We start from the raw sequence: 17663 nt of genomic DNA on the forward strand, positions 1-17663 counted from the left end.
AAACTGCTTTAAGATCAAACGCTATATTTATATTTTATATAATTACAAGGAGGTTATATCATGCTTGCATTGGTATATAAATCAGCCTGGGATGTTGCACTTGAGGAACGGCCCGTCCCGGAAATTACAAGAGATAATCAGGTATTAGTTCGTATTCGGGCGACAGGCGTGTGCGGTACCGATCTCGGTATTGTCAGCGGCAAATATCATGCGGTCCCTTCCGTTATTCTCGGTCATGAGTCTGCCGGGGAAGTCATCGATGTTGGCTCTGCGGTAACGACATTACAACCGGGCGACCGGGTTGTGATCGACCCTACCTACTATTGCGGACAATGTGACATGTGCAGAACAGGCAGACAAAATCATTGTACACATAAGTCTGTTACGGAGACAGGTGTAAGTGCTGACGGGACATTTACGGATTATTATGTGACTGAAGATCGCTTTTTGTACAAATTAAAGGATCATGTGAGCTATGAGGAAGCGACGTTGACGGAACCGCTCAGTTGTATGCTAACGGGGATTAATCAGATACATCTACTGCCGAATTTCAGAACGATCATCCTCGGCGCAGGCCCGATTGGCATTCTGTACAGCTACGCGCTCGCTTCCAAAGGTGTTACTGGCTGTCTGGTCGACATCTCGGAGGAACGCTTGGCGATTGCCGGTTCCATTGCACCAGATCGCTGGCAGGTTCATTCATCCTTCGAAAATGCAATAGAATCGCTGTCACCTGCAACCCATCAGGTCGATATGATTGTGGATACTACAGGTGTTGTAGGTACACAAGTACTTTCCCAGCTCGCCAGTGGCGGTTATCTGATGCTGGTAGGTCTGAGAGATGGAAATACGTCCTTTAATCCAAAAGAAGTCGTGGACCGCAGTCTGAAAATTATTGGCTCCATTGATTCTCTGGGCACATTCGCAACAGCACATTACATGATTGAACAAGAGATCATTCCGGCTAAAAAAATCATTACCCACTCCTTCCCGTTGGAGGATTACGAAGAAGCATTCCGCACACTTGGCTGCGATATCCAGGGGCGCACACTTCAAGCCTCTTCACATGCAATCAAAGTTGTACTGCAATCCAGCGGTTCCCGTTTCTAAAACGCTAAGCTAACCATGATAAAATAGAGTAGATTAGAGATATATGTTTACACAATCCTGGAGGAGGAATACAACATGGTAGCAAACCAAGAATCTGGCGGACTGGGTGCGGCCGATGATAACATCATTCAAGCGGTCATTTTTGATATGGATGGTGTACTGATTGACAGCGAACCGATATATTTCGAGATTGAGCGCAGCTCTTTTGCCCATTTTGGCGCAGTGATGACCGAAGAAGAACACCATACTTATGTTGGAGTTACGCTGGAGTCCATGTGGCAGCAAGTATTGGACAAACATCAACTGACAGCTACGTTAGATGAAGTATTGGCTTATCATCAGCATAATGTGATGCAAACCATGCTGGCTCATTCCAACTTGACGGCAATGCCTTCCGTGGAACGTTGGTTAAGCTGGCTGCACGAGCAACACATTCCCATAGCCGTTGCTTCTTCCTCTCCACGTGCACTGATTGATTTGATCATGAACAAGACCGGACTTGGGCGGTACTTTGAGGTACGAATGACCGGAGAGGAAGTCAAGAACGGCAAGCCGGCACCGGATATTTTCCTAACCACAGCTGAAATGATTGGCGCATCGCCGTCCAATTGTCTGGTGATTGAGGACTCTCGTAATGGTGTTCAGGCAGCCAAAAGTGCAGGCATGCGCTGCATCGGTTATCACAATCCGGGATCAGGCAACCAGGACTTATCCAAAGCCGATCTTCAGATTTCCAGTTACGATGAGTTATGGACGTTGAAGGATACACTGCCCTTTGAAGGCAGATTGCCAAGCCTGGCGAAGCTACGCTGAGCAGAAGTAAGTCTGGAAGTAAACGCCTAAACATATCTATGGAAAAAACAACCCGACCCGCTTCCATTCTTTCGAATTGGAGCGGGTCGGGTTTTGCTTGCTGCAATGGGTGTTACATTAAAACACATGCTGTAATATCAATTAAACCGAAAGATCGAGACTTCCACCCAGATTGGGATGAGGAGCAGGCACAGACTTCAACATCTCCGTCATCTGCTGGCCTTGCTGCTGTGCCATGTCTTTTGTAATTGACATCACTTGCAAGCTTGCCGACTGTACGACTGAAGCTTGGCTCATTGCCATTGATAATGCTGCAATATCCATGATCTTCACTCCTTTCTCTATCTTATATATGGGCGTACTTACTTTATATCGGTCAGTAGGATTCAAATGTTGAGTAAGCCACACCACTCTACTTATATGTAAGCAGACTTCATTCGTTTTAGTTGGTATGTTAAACTCATTCGGGAGCGATGATCATGTTGCCTGTCTCATTTCAATTTACATACATAACAAGTCTACTTACCCCTCAATCAATCCATACTTCACAAAACTATGATACAAGCCATCTTCCTCAACTGTGCCAGTAATATCGTCTGCAATGGCTTTCAGACCTGGCTTAGCATTGCCCATGGCAATGCCGACGTTACAAAACTCCAGCATCTCGGCATCATTCATGCCATCACCGATGGCGAATGTATCCTCCTGCGACATGTCCAGATGCTTCAGCAGATCGGCGATTGCAATAGCTTTGTGAATGCCAGGGATCATCAGCTCACCACTTCCTTCACCAAAGATCGGCACCGTGCACTGAATGACTTCAAATTTGCCTTCGAACTCCTGCTTGATTCGCTCAAACGGGATCACTGCGCTCTCCAGGAAACATACTTTGTTCACGTCATCCTTGTACAGGTCGCTCTCTCCATACGTCAATCCGGCAATAAACGGGTGTGGCTTCAATTCCTTCTTCTCTCTGGCTACAGGATCATTCTCCACATCACCATAGATACGGCGTTCTAAGTGAGGTTGCAGATTACTACTCGCATACAATGCCGAATTAGATTCAAGGTAGAAGTCAATGCCGTGTTCATTGAAGAAATCGACCATATGACGAACATCTTCCGCTGTAACCCTTTTGTGATACAACACATCCTTGCCAAACTCCACATAACCTCCACCTGCACCAATCAGGCCATCGAACCCTACATCCCAGATGGAATCATAGATTTCCGCCTTGGACCGGCCTGTACATAAATAGAGCAGATGTCCATTTTCTCTGGTCTGTTTGCAAGCCTTCTGCGCTGACAACGGAATGTTTCCGTCATCATCTACCAATGTGCCATCAATATCAATAAATACAATTTTCCGCTTCATTTCTTGCATCTGCTTATGCCCCTGTCATGTAATGTTGTCTATGTCTAACCTAGCGAGTGCCGACAGGCATTTTCCTGATATAAAATCACCTATTTCGTGGTGTTCGCTGATCGATCAACTTCTCCAAAAATCCGGCAAAAGAATCCGCGTATACCTCAGGTTCCCCATTAAAGTAATCCAAACGCATCACTTTAAACTCCCCAAGGTGATCAGCCGTCTGCGTATCAAAGTAGTAATATTCATCCTCGTCCGGCACAAACAGCTCCAGCTTCCCTTCCTTCTTTGCGTCTTCATCGGCAAGTCGGTATCTATACAAAATGTCAGCATCGGTATACTCTCGGTGTTCCGAAGACGTAATCGTCAGAATTTCTGTTCCGCTTAACAGCGCTTGACCATAATTCAGAAGCCACCAGCGATAGGATGGGGGTAACGAAAAGCCCAACTCTTGTTCAACTTCAACAATCCAGCTCTCTTGAACTTGATGGTTCGGGAACCAGCGTATAGCCTCGGTATGTTCCAATTTCTCAATCAGACTTGAATACATGGATAGATCTCCTCCAATACCATTGTAATGTCATTGAGTTATGATTACCTTCATCCCAACTTGTCCATATGTACAGTTTGCCAGTCATCATTTTCCTCAGCAATAACCGTAAACCCTTGACGCTTCCAGAAATCTATGGCTCCTGGCAAGAAGCGATGTGTATGCAAGTAGAGCGTAGTATAGTGCATATCCTTCACCACATTCTCCAGTTCTTTTACCAGCATGGACCCAATGCCATATCTGCGATACGCAGGATCTACATAACATTTCACAATTTCGGCTGCAGATTGGGCTGCATATCGACCGTCTACGGCCTGAATACGTCCATCATATGGTAATATTCCAATCGTTCCGACGATGCCCGCATCCCCCATCATTGCAACAAGAAAAATCGATTCATTGGATACCAGATAATGTTCAGTGAACTGCTCTAAATCCACAGGTAACCTCGTGTGATCCATCATGGGAAACACTTCTCTACGTACACGCATGGCAAAATCAATGGCATCATGAATCTGGTGTGCCTGAACTGGTGTTACTGTCGGTATACTCTGAAGTTGTGTCAAAAGATCCACATTCCTTCTCCTCTATATTGGGAGCGATCTCTAGGCATTTCCTTGATCCTTCTTCATGCCATGTCAGATCGACTCTCTTCATCTCATCTTACCGAATTTGTCCCTCCCTATCAATCTATCTACACTACTAACCAAATTAAAAACATGCCCTCACAGTCTGATAGAGTTCGCATACGATAAGGCGTGTCACAATCCATGTTGGAGGGAGAAACGCTCATGTGGTTATGGTTAGGTGTTTTTGGTTTCATTTCGCTAGCAATAATCGTGTTCGTGTATCGTTTTCTGGACCAACGTGCCGAGAGCAAGTTTCACCCCCATGCTCCCAAGCAGCTCTTAGTCAAATTCAAGGAAGGTACAACACCAGATGAAATGCACACCCTTCACAAAAAAGGGAGATGTAAAGTCGCGGAAACATACGAGGATTTGGGTTGGTACCGTGTGGAATCCCGCAAAAAAATGCACCGGATCCTGAAACATTACAAAGATCATGAGTTGATTGAACATGCAGAGCCAAATTACCTTGTTGAGGCTTCCTTCACCCCTAACGACCCTTTCTTCCCTTACCAGTATAACCTGTCCAAAATCAATGCACCCGCTGCATGGGATATCACTCAAAGTAACAGCTCTGTTAAAATCGCCATTATCGACACTGGTGTACAGCTAAACCACCCAGAATTGGCTTCCAAGCTCATACCCGGTTACGATTATGTTGATTATGATAATATCCCTGAAGACGGGAACGGACATGGTACCCATGTAGCAGGGATCGCTGCTTCTGTTACCAACAATGGTGTGGGAATCGCAGGCGCTGCACCACTTGCATCCATCGTTCCGCTCCGGGTCTTGGATAACAACGGGCAAGGAACGGTCGGTAATGTCGGTAACGGTCTTGTCTATGCTGCCAATAACGGTGTACAGGTGGTTAACCTGAGCCTTGGTGGTCCGATGGGAGACGCATTCCTCCAAGCTGCTGTGCAGTATGCCTGGGATCGTGGAGCCGTAATTATTGCTGCAGCCGGCAACGACAACACTACATTCCCGATCGTACCCGCATCGTATCCCAACGTCATTGCTGTCGCTTCAACCAATCCTTCCGATCTCAAATCCAATTTCTCCAACTATGGTTCGTGGGTCGATATGGCTGCACCAGGAGATACCATCCTATCCACCTATCTGGGTGGTTCCTATGCCTACCTAAGTGGAACATCCATGGCAGCACCACATGTGGCTGGAGTAGCCGCACTTCTCGCTGCACAAGGTAAAACCAATGCCCAGATTCGGGATGCACTATGCTTCGCTTCTGATCCAGTATCCGGCTCCGGTGTCTACTGGACTTACGGACGATTGAATGCCTATAGGAGCTTACAGGTGCCATGATACACTAACTATCCTCACGATTGCCGGGCATATCCTTTCCGCTTTTCACGAATAAAAAAAGAAGGGCATCTGCATGTAAGATGCTACTTCTTTTGCTTTAAAAGTATTCGTCTTTTGTTCCCATTTGGCATATAAATGATCCCAATCGATTTTCTCGGTTGCCAGTCAAAGAGCAATCTTGTAATAACGAGACTGCCCTTTGTCAATTCTATAGCGTCGAACACCTATCAGAAATATTGTGCGCCATTACTCGCAATGACATCTTTGTACCAATGAAAACTTTTCTTTTTCACTCTGCGAAGTGTGCCCGTGCCATCATTATTTCTGTCTACATAGATGTAGCCATACCGCTTCTTCATTTCTCCGGTACCCGCACTGACCAGGTCTATCGGTCCCCAGCTTGTGTAACCTATGAGCTCTACACCGTCTTGAATCGCTTCAGCCATCTCGGCAAAATGACTATTCAGATATTCGATACGATAGTCATCTTCAACGACGTCATTGTCTAACAACACATCGGTCGCCCCAAGTCCATTTTCCACGATAAACAAAGGTTTGCCATAGCGGTCATACAGCTGATTACACGTAATTCGAAGCCCCTTAGGATCAATCGTCCATCCCCATTCGGATGCTTTCAGATACGGGTTCTTCACTGAACCAAACACATTACCCTCAGTCGAATCTTTCAAAATTTCAGGGTCCGTACTTGTACAACGGCTTGCATAGTAGCTAAAACCGATATAATCAACCGTATTCTGCATCAAGATATCTGCATCTTCTGGTTGCATTTCAATCTGAATATCATTTTCTCTGAAAAATCTTTTGGTATAACCCGGATATGCTCCCTTCGACTGCACGTCAATGAAGAAAAATGACTCGCGATCTTTCTCCATAGCCTTCCACACGTCATCCGGATTAGAGCTGTATGGATAGACCATGCCAGCGGCTAACATACAGCCGATCTGTGCGTCAGGAATGATCTCATGACAGGCCTTCACAGCAAGGGCACTGGCTACCAATTCATGATGCGCTGCCTGGTACAGGACCTTCTCTTTGTCTTCACATTCCTGAAGAACAATGCCTGCTCCGATATAAGGAAGATGCAGTAGCATATTGATCTCATTAAACGTCATCCAATACTTCACTTTATTCCTGTATCGATTGAATAGCGTCGTCGCATATTTCTCAAAGAAACCGATCATCTTGCGATTCTTCCACCCGCCGTAAGTCTCGACCAGATGTACAGGTACATCGAAATGACAGATCGTCACAACAGGTTCAATGTTGTATTTCAATAACTCATCAAATACATCATCATAAAATTGCAAGCCTGCTTCATTTGGCTCCGATTCATCCCCATTAGGGAAAATCCGTGCCCAGGCTACGGAGAGTCTCAGGCACTTGAATCCCATTTCTGCAAATAGCGCAATATCTTCCTTATACCGATGATAGAAGTCTATAGCTTCATGTGAAGGATAGAATTCACCTGCTTTTGGCTCATACGAATCAAGGTTACCCAGAGCAATATTCCATCGATTGGCACCAATCGGAATTAGATCTACAGTAGTTAACCCTTTGCCACCTTCCAGATAGGCACCTTCCAATTGATTCGCTGCGGTTGCTCCTCCCCAGAGAAAATTCTCCGGGAAGGCTGTAAATTTATCATTCATTGAGGAATTCCTCCTAAACCATCTGTGATTTCAATTAGCTTAATACCGTGATCAATTTATCTTTCTCATGAACGGATGCATCTTTCGTTCCTACAACGTCCAGATAATTCGAAGTATTCGTGACAATAATCGGTGTTACCGTCTCATATCCAGCATCCTTAATCGCTTGCAGATCAAACTCAACAATCAGGTCACCTGCGTTAACACGGTCTCCATCTTTCACATGGGTTGTAAAATGCTCGCCTTTCAGCTTGACCGTATCCTGTCCAATGTGGATCAGCATCTCTACACCATCATCGCTTACAAGACCAATGGCGTGTTTGGTACGATATACGGTTTGAACAATACCCGTAATTGGAGATACCACTCTACCGCTGGTTGGACGAATCGCAATCCCTTTACCCATGTGCTCTCCTGCAAACGTTACGTCATTAATATCTTTCAGTGCAACGACTTCACCAGCCATTGGGCTTACGATTTCGTATCTGCTGTTCGGATTTGGATCAAGTACTGGTGCTGGTTTAGACGCTTTGTCAACCGGATCTTTGAAACCAACAACATATGTCAAGATGAAACCAAGGATGAATGCAATAATGGTTGCTGCAACAGTCCAGAAGAATACGGAATTCATTCCTTCCGTAGGGCTTACATAGCTCGGATAACCGAAGATTCCAAGACCACCAATGATATAACCTTTAGTTCCGACAAAACCAAGGATACCTCCACCAATACCACCAGCAATACAGCTCATGATAAATGGTTTTTTCAATGGCAATGTTACACCGTAAATCGCTGGCTCAGTGACACCGAAAATACCGGATATAAACGCAGGTGCACCAAGCGTTTTAATTTTTTGACTTTTCGTTTTCAGTGTAACCGCAAGCACTGCACCAATTTGAGCAAAGGAAGCTGCAAAAGACAATGCCAGAATCGAATCGTAGCCAAGCGTTGCAAGGTTAACGAATACCAATGGAACGAGTCCCCAGTGGAGTCCGAACAATACGAATACTTGCCACAAACCGCCGATTACAAGTCCTGTAAGTAAAGGGCTCAGTCCATAAATCGAAGATGTGAATGCACCTAACAGTTGGCCCGCCCATGTCGCAACCGGTCCAATTACCAGGAATGTTACGGGTACAATAACTAGCAAAGTACAAAATGGAACTAGGAAATTGCTGACTACTTTAGGCATAACCTTTTTGAAGAAACGTTCGATTTTAACCGCGAAGAACGTTGCTACGATAATCGGAATAACGGATGAAGCATAATCCATTAAAATAACCGGGATACCTAGAAACTCGATCCGAATCGGTGATTCGAACAAAGTGCCTGCAAACAAAGTGTATAACGGTTCTCCAGCACGAATTCCCGCAAGTGTTGGGTAGACTAACGATGCACCAATAGCCATACCTAGGAATGGACTTCCACCGAATTTTTTAATAGCTGTGTATCCAAGGAAGATCGGGAAGAAGTAGAATAAGCAATCTCCTATGGCATTCAATAAGGCATACGTACCAGCAGTATTGTCGATCCAACCCAGCGACACGAACATCGCCGTGAAACCTTTGATCATCCCTGTGGCTGCTAGTAAACCAAGAACTGGTGTGAACACGCCGGAGATCATGTCTACAAAACGGTTAAAGAGATTTCCTTTAGGAGCAGAGTCTACTTCATTTTCATCAATCTGACCTTCAGCAGACAAATTTCCTGCTTTAACAACTGCTTTATATACATCCGGCACTTCGTTGCCGATAACAACTTGATACTGTCCACCACTCTGCATGACGGTAATAACACCTGGCAGATTTTTAAGTTCTTCCGTTTTGGCTACGCTTTCATTTTTTAGTTTAAACCGCAGCCTTGTTACGCAATGGAATACACTGTTTACATTCTCGCGACCACCTACACGTGACAGAATGTCCTTAGCTAATTGATCGTAGTTGCTCATTGTAATTCTCCCTCTCTAAGTGAACTCCCCATTACTTTTGAAACAAATAAAACCTGAACCACTGAACATACACAACATACCGGATCGTCCGGAAATCAGTCGTGTTATTCAGCAATTCAGGTTTTGCCCTTAACGGTTGCAACCCTGTAAGGCTGTACACATTGGTATTTAATTATTTTACTAGTGAAAGTAATTTGCATGCCATATCCTCTGAACTGAGAATGGTCGGAATTGCCTGATTAAACAGTTACAACCCGATTGATGTATGCGCTTACTTCTTGAACTCATCATAGTACATCTGAACTACGTTTGCAACACTTATTTTAATAAATTATTGAATAATCATCAATGACCTGTCGTTCTAACAACATGAATATATTTACCGGTCAATTCATGACGTTCCATGCATTGTTTCTGATCGAAATAACATAGAAATGACCCGCAAGAGATCACTTTTTTTCAACGTGTGCAGCTTGCAGGTCTTTATAAGATACGGACAGAATTAACCAATAATCGTAATCAATTTATCCTTTTCTTGCACTTCACGATTTGTTGTCGCAACCACGTCCAAATAATCAGCTGTATTGGTTACAATAATCGGTGTGACGGTCTCATATCCCGCCTCAATAATAGCTTGAAGATCGAATTCAACGATCAAATCGCCAACACTCACACGATCCCCGTCTTTTGCATGTGCTGTAAAATGCTGACCCTTGAGCTGTACCGTATCCTGACCGATGTGGATTAGAATCTCTATACCTTGATCATCTACAAGTCCAATCGCATGTTTGGTACGGTAAATCGTCTGTACCACACCATTAATCGGGGATACGACTCTTCCACTGGTTGGACGAATCGCAATACCTTTACCCATATGTTCACCAGCAAAAGTAGCATCATCAATTTCTTGCAAAGGAACCACCTCACCCGTCATCGGGCTGGCAATTTCATAACGATTGTTTGGATTAGGTTCAAGTGCAGCCTTCTCTTCTTTTACTGGCTCAGGAGCCTGTTTTGCAGCCTCTGGATTAGCAGGATCTTTGAATCCTACAAAATAAACGAGAACAAAGCCTAATACAAAAGCAATAATCGTAGCCATCATGGCCATCCAGAATTCATAGTTGATCCCTTCTGTGGGACTAATGAGCGCTGGAACACCGAAGATGCCTGAAGCAAATACAAACATTTTGGAACCAGCGAATCCAATAATACCTCCAGCCGTTGCAGAAGCAATGCAGCTCATAATAAATGGTTTCTTCAACGGCAAAGTTAGGCCATAAATTGCAGGTTCCGTTACACCAAAGATACCAGATACAAAGGCAGGAACACCCAGTGATTTCAGTTTGGTATTTTTCGTTTTAAGCATAACGCCAAGAACGGCACCAATCTGAGCAAAGGAAGCAGCAAACATCATGGCCAGAATCGGATCTGCTTTCAGTGTAGACAGATTCAGCAACATGATTGGTACAATTCCCCAGTGTAGCCCAAAGATAACCAATACTTGCCACAATCCACCAACAACAATACCGGTTACCAATGGACTCAATCCATAGATGCCTGATACCCCAGCACCAATCAGCTGACTAGACCATGTCGCAATTGGACCAATCAAGAGGAATGTTACAGGTACAACAATCAGAATGGTAAAGAATGGCGTGAGGAACGTTCTCACAACAGAGGGAATAATCTTTTTGAAGAACGTTTCTACTTTTGCTCCAAAATAGGCAGCTATAATAATCGGAATTACGGATGAGGAATAACTCATCAGGATAACAGGAATACCCAGGAACGTGATATGAATCGGTGATTCAAACAATGTGCCTGTAAACAACGTATATAACGGTTCCCCGCCACTTAGACCGGTTAAGGCCGGATATACAAGTGATGCTCCGATGGCCATCCCGAGGAATGGAGATCCACCGAATTTTTTCATTGCCGTGTAACCCAAGAAGATGGGGAAGAAGTAGAATAGGCAGTCTCCTGCAGCATTCAACAATTGATATGTTCCCGAAGCCGGGTCCAGCCACTCGAGAGAAGTAAACATGGACAAGAAACCTTTGATCATCCCTGTTGCAGCAAGCAAACCGAGAATCGGTGTAAATACACCTGAGATCAAGTCGATAAACTGACCCAGAAGACTTTCTTTTTTGCCGGAAGATTCAGACCCATCATCACTAGAGACTGGTCCATCAGTACTCATATTGCCAACCTGTAGCAAGGCTTTATACACATCAGACACTTCGTTACCCACAACAACCTGATATTGCCCACCGCTTTGCATGACTGTTATGACTCCGGGCAGATTTTTGAGTTCATCTGTTTTGGCATTATTGTCATTTTTTAATTTGAAACGAAGTCTGGTTGCGCAGTGCACCACGCTGTTAATGTTCTGTTTACCACCAACGCCAGACAGAATGTCTTTGGCTAATTGCTCATGTTTCATGAAGTTACTTTCTTCCTTTCTGGTTAGAGACGGATTCGAAACCTATTGGAGAGAATAAAAAAACCTGAACATCTGAATGTACGGAACATCCGGTTAACGGTATGTTCTATCATTCAATCGTTCAGGTTTTGCCCTAGTGGTTGCAACCCTGCAAGCTGATCTATGGGATTATTCAGAAGTTGCATTCACAACTCTCTCAATATGAATCGTTAAGTACATGATTTCTTCGTCAGTTAGTTGATAGGTGTAGTTGCTTTCAATGAACTTCTTGATTTTCTCCGAGCACTTGTGCGCTGCTGGATACTTTTTCTGAATCATCAGGAACAGTTCATCGTCGTTGTTGCTCTTGTAATGTTTTCCCTTCACCAAACGTTGAGCGAAAAACTTCAAATGCGTCACAAAGCGATAGAATGTCAGTGAGTTCTCATCAAAATCAATCTTGAAATGATACTTGATGATCGTCAAGATTTCCTGCATGACCTGCGTCATACTCTTGATGTTGGGCATTTCCTCGTTCAAAGCTGCATTGACAAAGTGAAGTGCCATAAAACCGGCTTCGTCCTCGGGCAGAATTACGCCAAACTGATCACAGATCATGTTGAGCGCTTCCATTCCTACTTCGTATTCCTCTTTGTATAACTGCTTCGTCTCCCAGATCAACCCGTTGCGTATAGGCAGATTCTTGCGATACCGCTCAATGGCAAAGTGAATATGGTCTGTGAGGTGCAAGTAAATGCTCTCATTCAGTTTCTTGCCAAGTTTTAATTTGGCATAAGCGATGATTTCCTCGGACACTTTCATGTATTCCAAAGGAATGCTTGAGATTAATGCCTTGAAGTTTTCCTGAATATCTTCATTCTGTAAAGTAAATATCTTATCGATATGCTGCTCGGAAACCATATCACCCGCCCGCTTCTGATAAGCAATCCCCCGGCCAATGATAATAACTTCCTGTTGTTCGTCATTCATGGCAACTACAGCATTATTGTTCAGCACCTTCTCGATTTTCACTTTATCACTCCAATATACAGAAAAAGACAAACCAGTCCCTTTTCTCAAGGTAAACGGCTTTGCCTGATTCAACAGTTACAACCCGATATGTTGTACGCGCTTCCCTCATAATATTACAAAGTTCTACACAGTGCAACAAAAAGATATTATCTTATTAAAATGACTCCCGATCTAGGTAAATATACTCACAAGCGTAAGCAAAACAAGAATCATTTTACAATAATTTACGATTTATTGTTTTTGCTTTCTTTCTCCAGTTCCGCTTCAATTCTTCGATTAATGATATCCATCTGTTCTGAATCCAAACGATCGACTTGCTTGTATTCTTTATTCATCTCGTACTCCTGCGCCTCGCCTTTGTTCATTAACCCCAGATGATTCTTGATGTCTCGGATATCATCACGCATATGCATCGTCTGGCGATATTGGTCCACAACAAGTGCAAAAATAATGCCACCTGCCACTATTGGACCAAATGGGAACAAGTAACATAAAACAAGTCCTATGAGCAAAAATATAACAAAATACATGTGTAATGCCCCTCTCTATAAACTATCTTTTCTGCTAAGGTAGCTGGGTCTCAGCTTACAAATTGAATCGTGTCTAAATAAACTTTGCCACTTTTCACTTGGATATTAGCTTTATCATTTCATCCAAAATAAGCTTTTCTTCATACAGGCCATCTAATATCTGATCTCTGATCCTAAATAAAACATCCCGGTCCTTGGTTATGTTATATCTTAAAGACAAGTTTTTTATAATTTCGAATCTTCTTAGGATGTCTTTGTAACTTTCTGAGACATGTTCATATTTTAGTTCGTTTACATGGATTAAGTAATTAATTCGACTCAACATTAGTTTCTTGTGCTCCAAGAATAAATGAAACGCTCTTTTGTCTAGTAGTTTGTTTTCATCCTTTATCATTTTATCTACTGAAAATAATATTGCATTTTGACCAAACAGAGTTTTTTCTTTGAAAGAAACATCCAGTGTAATAACTGAATTGAGATAATTTTCAATGGACAATATAATTTGGGGAAGATTTAAAGTATATTCCTCCTCCTCTTTCTTACTTAATAAGTGAATGTTGAGAAAAAAATTATTACTTACTTCGATTGCGTTATGTCCCTGTGCAATTTCTTCAAATGTACATTCAGTCTGTACATATTTCCCATCAGATAAATTGTCGGCTATCAAAAACCTCTTACTTTCTGAATTGAACCCATAAATAAAGATCTCATGTACATGAGACCATTTTAGATAGGCCTTAGAAGCAGATATGGAATATCGATCAACATACAAGTAAACATAATGACCCAATTTTATTGAGTGCACTATGAAATCTACTATTGAATCCCACTTACTTTCGATAACGAAACGAGGAACTATATGATGATTTAACCAAGGACAATTATCCAATAATAAATGATGGTTATCAAAAAAAAACGTATCCCAATCATACACATATCGAATTTGAATAAAATTATTATAAAACCAGGGGAAGCACTTTTTATTGTTAGATATAATAGATGAAATACTACCATAAACATTAAATGTGTTGATAATAGTATCTTGAATGGGTAATTCAATTTTCACCATCATAACGTCTCTCCCTAGGACATTGTTGTTAAACCTAAGCATTCTTTTAAGCCAGATTATAAAGCAAAAGTTCACATGTTAATATATAAGTACGGGTAAACACTCCCGATCATTTGCATTGAATTTAGTGTTCCTTTCCACGCAACCCTCTCCGGCAAAAATAGCCAGAATACTAATTTTCATTTCCAAAAAAAGTAGAAATCTAATGAAATATCGCTATTTTTACAATTTTGAATATCTGTGACTATTTAAATATTTGAATTTTTAACAAATATATACTAAAATACAAATAAACAAGCAATAATCTCCCATAATTAAGGTATATGAGTAAAAAATTTATCTAGTGAAGGGAGCACCATTGATGAAAACTTTGCCTCTTTGTGATCCTCTCATTTCAAACTATCCTCAACATGCCTTTTATCTTTCCATTATTTCTGACCATCAGGAGTGCCAACCTTGGATTTACTCGAATTATACGAATCTATTTCTATCCGATTGGAAAAATGACGAGATTTTCCTGGACTTCTACGTACAGACACCGGAACATCACTTTAATCCCTGGTTCAAAGACTCACAGCGACTGCACCGCGATCTAATCTTGGGGTCAATTCCCGATTTCATCTCGTTTATTAAGGATCAGATCGATTCCGGGTATTACGTATGGACTCACGTGGATGAATATTATATTCCTGATACGCCTTCGTTTCGCAATTATCGTTTTGCACATGCGGTTATGATCTATGGATATGATGACACCGCACGGGAGTTCCAGCTTGCTGGATTCTTCAAGTATCGGATTTATTCTCGAACAACCGTCTCTTATGATGATCTGAAGACGGCGTTCGAGCACTGTGATATCTATGATGATTATCTTAACTTCACCCATCTGTTAAAGATTAACCCGGAGTACCACAATGGAAAAATTTATGAGTTTTCTCTCTCCTACTTTGCCGAGTGTATGGAAAACTACTATACCTCTCGTAATGAAACGGAAAACTTCAAGAGCTTTTATACGCCAGCGCTTTATTCGGATCGAACCTTCGGTCTGGATATCTATCATAAACTAATCATGTTTTTTGAAATGATGCTTTCCAAGCAGCGAACCATTGATACACGTTTGTTGTATACGTTGAAAGAACACAAAAAATTTATGAATCTCAAAATTAAATATATAGAACAGGAAGGCCACTATGTTTTTCCCGTAAAGTTTAAAGATAACTATATTCGAGTTGAACAAGAAGCAACGATTATCCTGAATCAGTTTTTAAAATACGGCATGACCCAACGTGAGGATCATATCATCAGCTTGATGGGCAGATTAGGTGCTCTCTACCAACTGGAGAAAGAATCACTTGAGCTGTTATTAAATGATTTCAACAGTCGGGGTATTCGCAGTGGCAAACCGATATTAAGCCAAAGCTGACGGCCCACTTTGGTTCAAACTCTGGAGAAGGTCCGTTTGTTGTCCTTCTCCATTCAAGTCCTGTAGACTGACCATATCCCGGTACAATCCCTCTCGATTCAACAGTTGATCATGCGTCCCTGATTCAACCATCTCCCCTTTATGCATGACAAAAATCAGATCCGCATTTTGAATCGTTGATAGACGATGAGCAATAACGATGGTTGTTTTCCCTTTACGGTAACAGTCAATAGCTTGCTGCAGGCGTCTTTCTGTTGTCAAGTCCAGCGCCGAGGTTGCTTCATCCAATATCAGAATGTCTCTGTTTTGAATTAAGGCTCTGGCGATGGCAAGACGCTGACGCTGGCCTCCAGACAAGGTGATCCCCCGATCACCAATAAAAGTATCGTATCCCTCCGGCAGACTCACGATATAATCATTGATTTGTGCTGCCTCGCAAGCGGATCTCATCAAATTGGCACACTGCTCATCTTCTGTTCCCATTAAAAGATTGTTTTGAATGGTATCCGGAAAAAGATAAGGTTCCTGAAATACAATGCCTATACGCTCTGTCCAGTCTGAACGGTACAATTGGTTGAGCGGCTTACCATTCACCAGTATACAACCGGCATCCGGATCGAAATAACGGATGAGGAGTTGGGCAATGGTTGACTTTCCGGAACCGCTGGTACCAACAATGGCAATTTTAAGTCCCATAGGAATGTCGAAGGTCAGATTATTCAATATAACATTTCGCCCTGGCTCGTAGCTAAAGTCAACATGGTTAAAAGATATGCTTTGCAACGGCAAAGGTACAGGAGAGTTGCCTTCCTCCATTTGCTCCCCTTCCATCACGTTGAGCAGTCTTTCCACGCTGGCACCGCCTGCGGACCAGTCCATGAATGAATTGAACAAATCCTGTAAGTATTGGATAAACTGGAATCCAAGCTGGAAAAGCACAACGAACATGCCAATGGATAGTTCGCCTTGTAGGACGAGCAAACCTCCATATCCAAGAATGAGCACTCTTACTCCCCAATTCAGGGGTTCGCTAGTAATCATTTTGAGATTCACTTGTTTGCCTTCCTGCATTACTTTCTCATAATACGTATTGTACAGCTTGTCATATCTCTCTTTCTCCCAGTCCAGTCTGTGATAAGCCAGCACCTCTCGGGTGGACGAGATCCCTTGCTCAATATGAACGAGCACATCGGATTTCGCCTTCTGAACATGGCCGGCTGCCTTCTTCAGTTTAACTGCGAAGAATCTGCCAAGAATCACGTATGCCGTACCCAGTACAAAACAGGCAATCAGCATGACTGGACTGACCATGCCAATCATGACAGCTACAAACAGAACAACAAATAGCTGCTGAATACCGCGAGGAATCTGATTTCCGATCATATCGGCAACCTTGTCCAGATCCTGGGTAATGTAATGCACATATGTGGCTATGCGTTCTTTTTGCAATTGACGTATTGGAATTCTGTATACATAGGACATAAAATCATCGGCCATATGGGATTGAATAACGGATTGATTTCGATGCATCATGTGCGGAGCATAGGTAAACAGCACGGCATAAAGAAGGAAAGCCAGCACAAAAAGACAGACGATCTCTGGCACAAGCTCATATTGGCCTTGTAATAAAATATTGTCAATGAGACGCTGCTGGAGGCCGATGATACTCAGGAAAGACAATGACTCCAGGGACATCAGAATGATGGAGATGAGCAGCAATGAGGGACGCGACATGATATATTTTTTCAGAAAGTGAATATGCTGTTTCAGCGACAT

Annotated in this window: 15 protein-coding genes; 4 read left to right on the forward strand and 11 right to left on the reverse strand. The window is 42.8% G+C overall.

Features of this window, described 5'->3' with window-relative positions:
• Positions 1–60: 60 nt before the first annotated feature.
• Together NLBNIHML_RS05140 and NLBNIHML_RS05145 are read left to right on the forward strand one after the other, a co-directional pair.
• Positions 61–1110, forward strand: coding sequence for a zinc-dependent alcohol dehydrogenase (locus tag NLBNIHML_RS05140; protein ID WP_253438041.1), 1050 nt, complete (start codon positions 61–63; stop codon positions 1108–1110).
• Between the two features lie 75 nt (positions 1111–1185).
• Positions 1186–1923: an HAD family hydrolase gene (locus tag NLBNIHML_RS05145; protein WP_494353928.1), complete on the forward strand. Its 738-nt coding sequence runs from the start codon at positions 1186–1188 to the stop codon at positions 1921–1923.
• A gap of 141 nt (positions 1924–2064) precedes the next feature.
• On the opposite strand, the gene NLBNIHML_RS05150 is transcribed toward NLBNIHML_RS05145, so the two are convergent.
• The 4 genes from NLBNIHML_RS05150 to NLBNIHML_RS05165 all read right to left on the reverse strand — a co-directional run bounded on the left by NLBNIHML_RS05150 (position 2065) and on the right by NLBNIHML_RS05165 (position 4416).
• Positions 2065–2247 (reverse strand): YjfB family protein, encoded by a 183-nt coding sequence (locus NLBNIHML_RS05150; protein ID WP_105599263.1) that lies wholly within the window; start codon positions 2245–2247, stop codon positions 2065–2067.
• Between the two features lie 198 nt (positions 2248–2445).
• Positions 2446–3306 (reverse strand): Cof-type HAD-IIB family hydrolase, encoded by an 861-nt coding sequence (locus NLBNIHML_RS05155; RefSeq protein ID WP_494353929.1) that lies wholly within the window; start codon positions 3304–3306, stop codon positions 2446–2448.
• Positions 3307–3382: 76 nt separating this feature from the next.
• A complete protein-coding gene (locus tag NLBNIHML_RS05160) occupies positions 3383–3841 on the reverse strand; it encodes an SMI1/KNR4 family protein (protein WP_339255920.1) in 459 nt (152 codons plus the stop codon).
• 50 nt (positions 3842–3891) lie between these two features.
• Complete coding sequence (locus tag NLBNIHML_RS05165; RefSeq protein WP_494353930.1) at positions 3892–4416, reverse strand: GNAT family N-acetyltransferase; 525 nt, start codon at positions 4414–4416, stop codon at positions 3892–3894.
• A 216-nt stretch (positions 4417–4632) separates the two neighbouring features.
• Between NLBNIHML_RS05165 and NLBNIHML_RS05170 the strand changes: the two genes are divergently transcribed.
• Entirely contained in the window at positions 4633–5793 is a 1161-nt protein-coding gene (locus NLBNIHML_RS05170; protein ID WP_091020575.1) for a S8 family peptidase, read from the forward strand.
• Positions 5794–6020: 227 nt separating this feature from the next.
• Here NLBNIHML_RS05170 and NLBNIHML_RS05175 read toward each other — a convergent pair whose 3' ends face one another.
• From NLBNIHML_RS05175 to NLBNIHML_RS05200, 6 genes are all read right to left on the reverse strand, one after another.
• A complete protein-coding gene (locus tag NLBNIHML_RS05175; protein ID WP_494353931.1) occupies positions 6021–7463 on the reverse strand; it encodes a 6-phospho-beta-glucosidase in 1443 nt (480 codons plus the stop codon).
• 34 nt (positions 7464–7497) lie between these two features.
• Positions 7498–9411, reverse strand: a complete 1914-nt coding sequence (locus tag NLBNIHML_RS05180; RefSeq protein ID WP_494353932.1) for a beta-glucoside-specific PTS transporter subunit IIABC — start codon at positions 9409–9411, stop codon at positions 7498–7500.
• 502 nt (positions 9412–9913) lie between these two features.
• Positions 9914–11854 carry a beta-glucoside-specific PTS transporter subunit IIABC gene (locus NLBNIHML_RS05185; RefSeq protein WP_494353933.1) on the reverse strand — a complete coding sequence of 647 codons (1941 nt, stop codon included), beginning with the start codon at positions 11852–11854 and terminating at the stop codon, positions 9914–9916.
• Positions 11855–12022: 168 nt separating this feature from the next.
• Positions 12023–12865, reverse strand: a complete 843-nt coding sequence (licT, locus tag NLBNIHML_RS05190) for a BglG family transcription antiterminator LicT (protein WP_253438078.1) — start codon at positions 12863–12865, stop codon at positions 12023–12025.
• A 224-nt stretch (positions 12866–13089) separates the two neighbouring features.
• The gene (locus NLBNIHML_RS05195; RefSeq protein ID WP_339255928.1) at positions 13090–13395 is read right to left on the reverse strand and encodes a hypothetical protein; all 306 of its coding nucleotides are present in this window, start codon (positions 13393–13395) and stop codon (positions 13090–13092) included.
• 94 nt (positions 13396–13489) lie between these two features.
• Positions 13490–14467, reverse strand: a complete 978-nt coding sequence (locus NLBNIHML_RS05200; RefSeq protein ID WP_494353934.1) for a hypothetical protein — start codon at positions 14465–14467, stop codon at positions 13490–13492.
• A 358-nt stretch (positions 14468–14825) separates the two neighbouring features.
• Between NLBNIHML_RS05200 and NLBNIHML_RS05205 the strand changes: the two genes are divergently transcribed.
• Positions 14826–15887, forward strand: a complete 1062-nt coding sequence (locus tag NLBNIHML_RS05205) for a cysteine peptidase family C39 domain-containing protein (RefSeq protein ID WP_339255932.1) — start codon at positions 14826–14828, stop codon at positions 15885–15887.
• On the opposite strand, the gene NLBNIHML_RS05210 is transcribed toward NLBNIHML_RS05205, so the two are convergent.
• Positions 15873–17663 (reverse strand): ABC transporter ATP-binding protein, encoded by a 1791-nt coding sequence (locus NLBNIHML_RS05210; RefSeq protein WP_494353935.1) that lies wholly within the window; start codon positions 17661–17663, stop codon positions 15873–15875. The genes NLBNIHML_RS05205 and NLBNIHML_RS05210 overlap by 15 nt on opposite strands.

The organism is Paenibacillus sp. JNU01, assembly GCF_059130585.1.

Excerpts from the sequence above, each read along its gene's own strand:
- NLBNIHML_RS05185 (WP_494353933.1), bottom strand. The coding sequence starts at position 11,854 with ATGAAACATGAGCAATTAGCCAAAGACATTCTGTCTGGCGTTGGTGGT.
- NLBNIHML_RS05150 (WP_105599263.1), bottom strand. The coding sequence starts at position 2,247 with ATGGATATTGCAGCATTATCAATGGCAATGAGCCAAGCTTCAGTCGTA.
- NLBNIHML_RS05155 (WP_494353929.1), bottom strand. The coding sequence starts at position 3,306 with ATGCAAGAAATGAAGCGGAAAATTGTATTTATTGATATTGATGGCACA.
- NLBNIHML_RS05195 (WP_339255928.1), bottom strand. The coding sequence starts at position 13,395 with ATGTATTTTGTTATATTTTTGCTCATAGGACTTGTTTTATGTTACTTG.
- NLBNIHML_RS05140 (WP_253438041.1), top strand. The coding sequence starts at position 61 with ATGCTTGCATTGGTATATAAATCAGCCTGGGATGTTGCACTTGAGGAA.
- NLBNIHML_RS05145 (WP_494353928.1), top strand. The coding sequence starts at position 1,186 with ATGGTAGCAAACCAAGAATCTGGCGGACTGGGTGCGGCCGATGATAAC.
- NLBNIHML_RS05205 (WP_339255932.1), top strand. The coding sequence starts at position 14,826 with ATGAAAACTTTGCCTCTTTGTGATCCTCTCATTTCAAACTATCCTCAA.
- NLBNIHML_RS05210 (WP_494353935.1), bottom strand. The coding sequence starts at position 17,663 with ATGTCGCTGAAACAGCATATTCACTTTCTGAAAAAATATATCATGTCG.
- NLBNIHML_RS05170 (WP_091020575.1), top strand. The coding sequence starts at position 4,633 with ATGTGGTTATGGTTAGGTGTTTTTGGTTTCATTTCGCTAGCAATAATC.
- NLBNIHML_RS05160 (WP_339255920.1), bottom strand. The coding sequence starts at position 3,841 with ATGTATTCAAGTCTGATTGAGAAATTGGAACATACCGAGGCTATACGC.
- NLBNIHML_RS05175 (WP_494353931.1), bottom strand. The coding sequence starts at position 7,463 with ATGAATGATAAATTTACAGCCTTCCCGGAGAATTTTCTCTGGGGAGGA.
- NLBNIHML_RS05200 (WP_494353934.1), bottom strand. The coding sequence starts at position 14,467 with ATGATGGTGAAAATTGAATTACCCATTCAAGATACTATTATCAACACA.
- NLBNIHML_RS05180 (WP_494353932.1), bottom strand. The coding sequence starts at position 9,411 with ATGAGCAACTACGATCAATTAGCTAAGGACATTCTGTCACGTGTAGGT.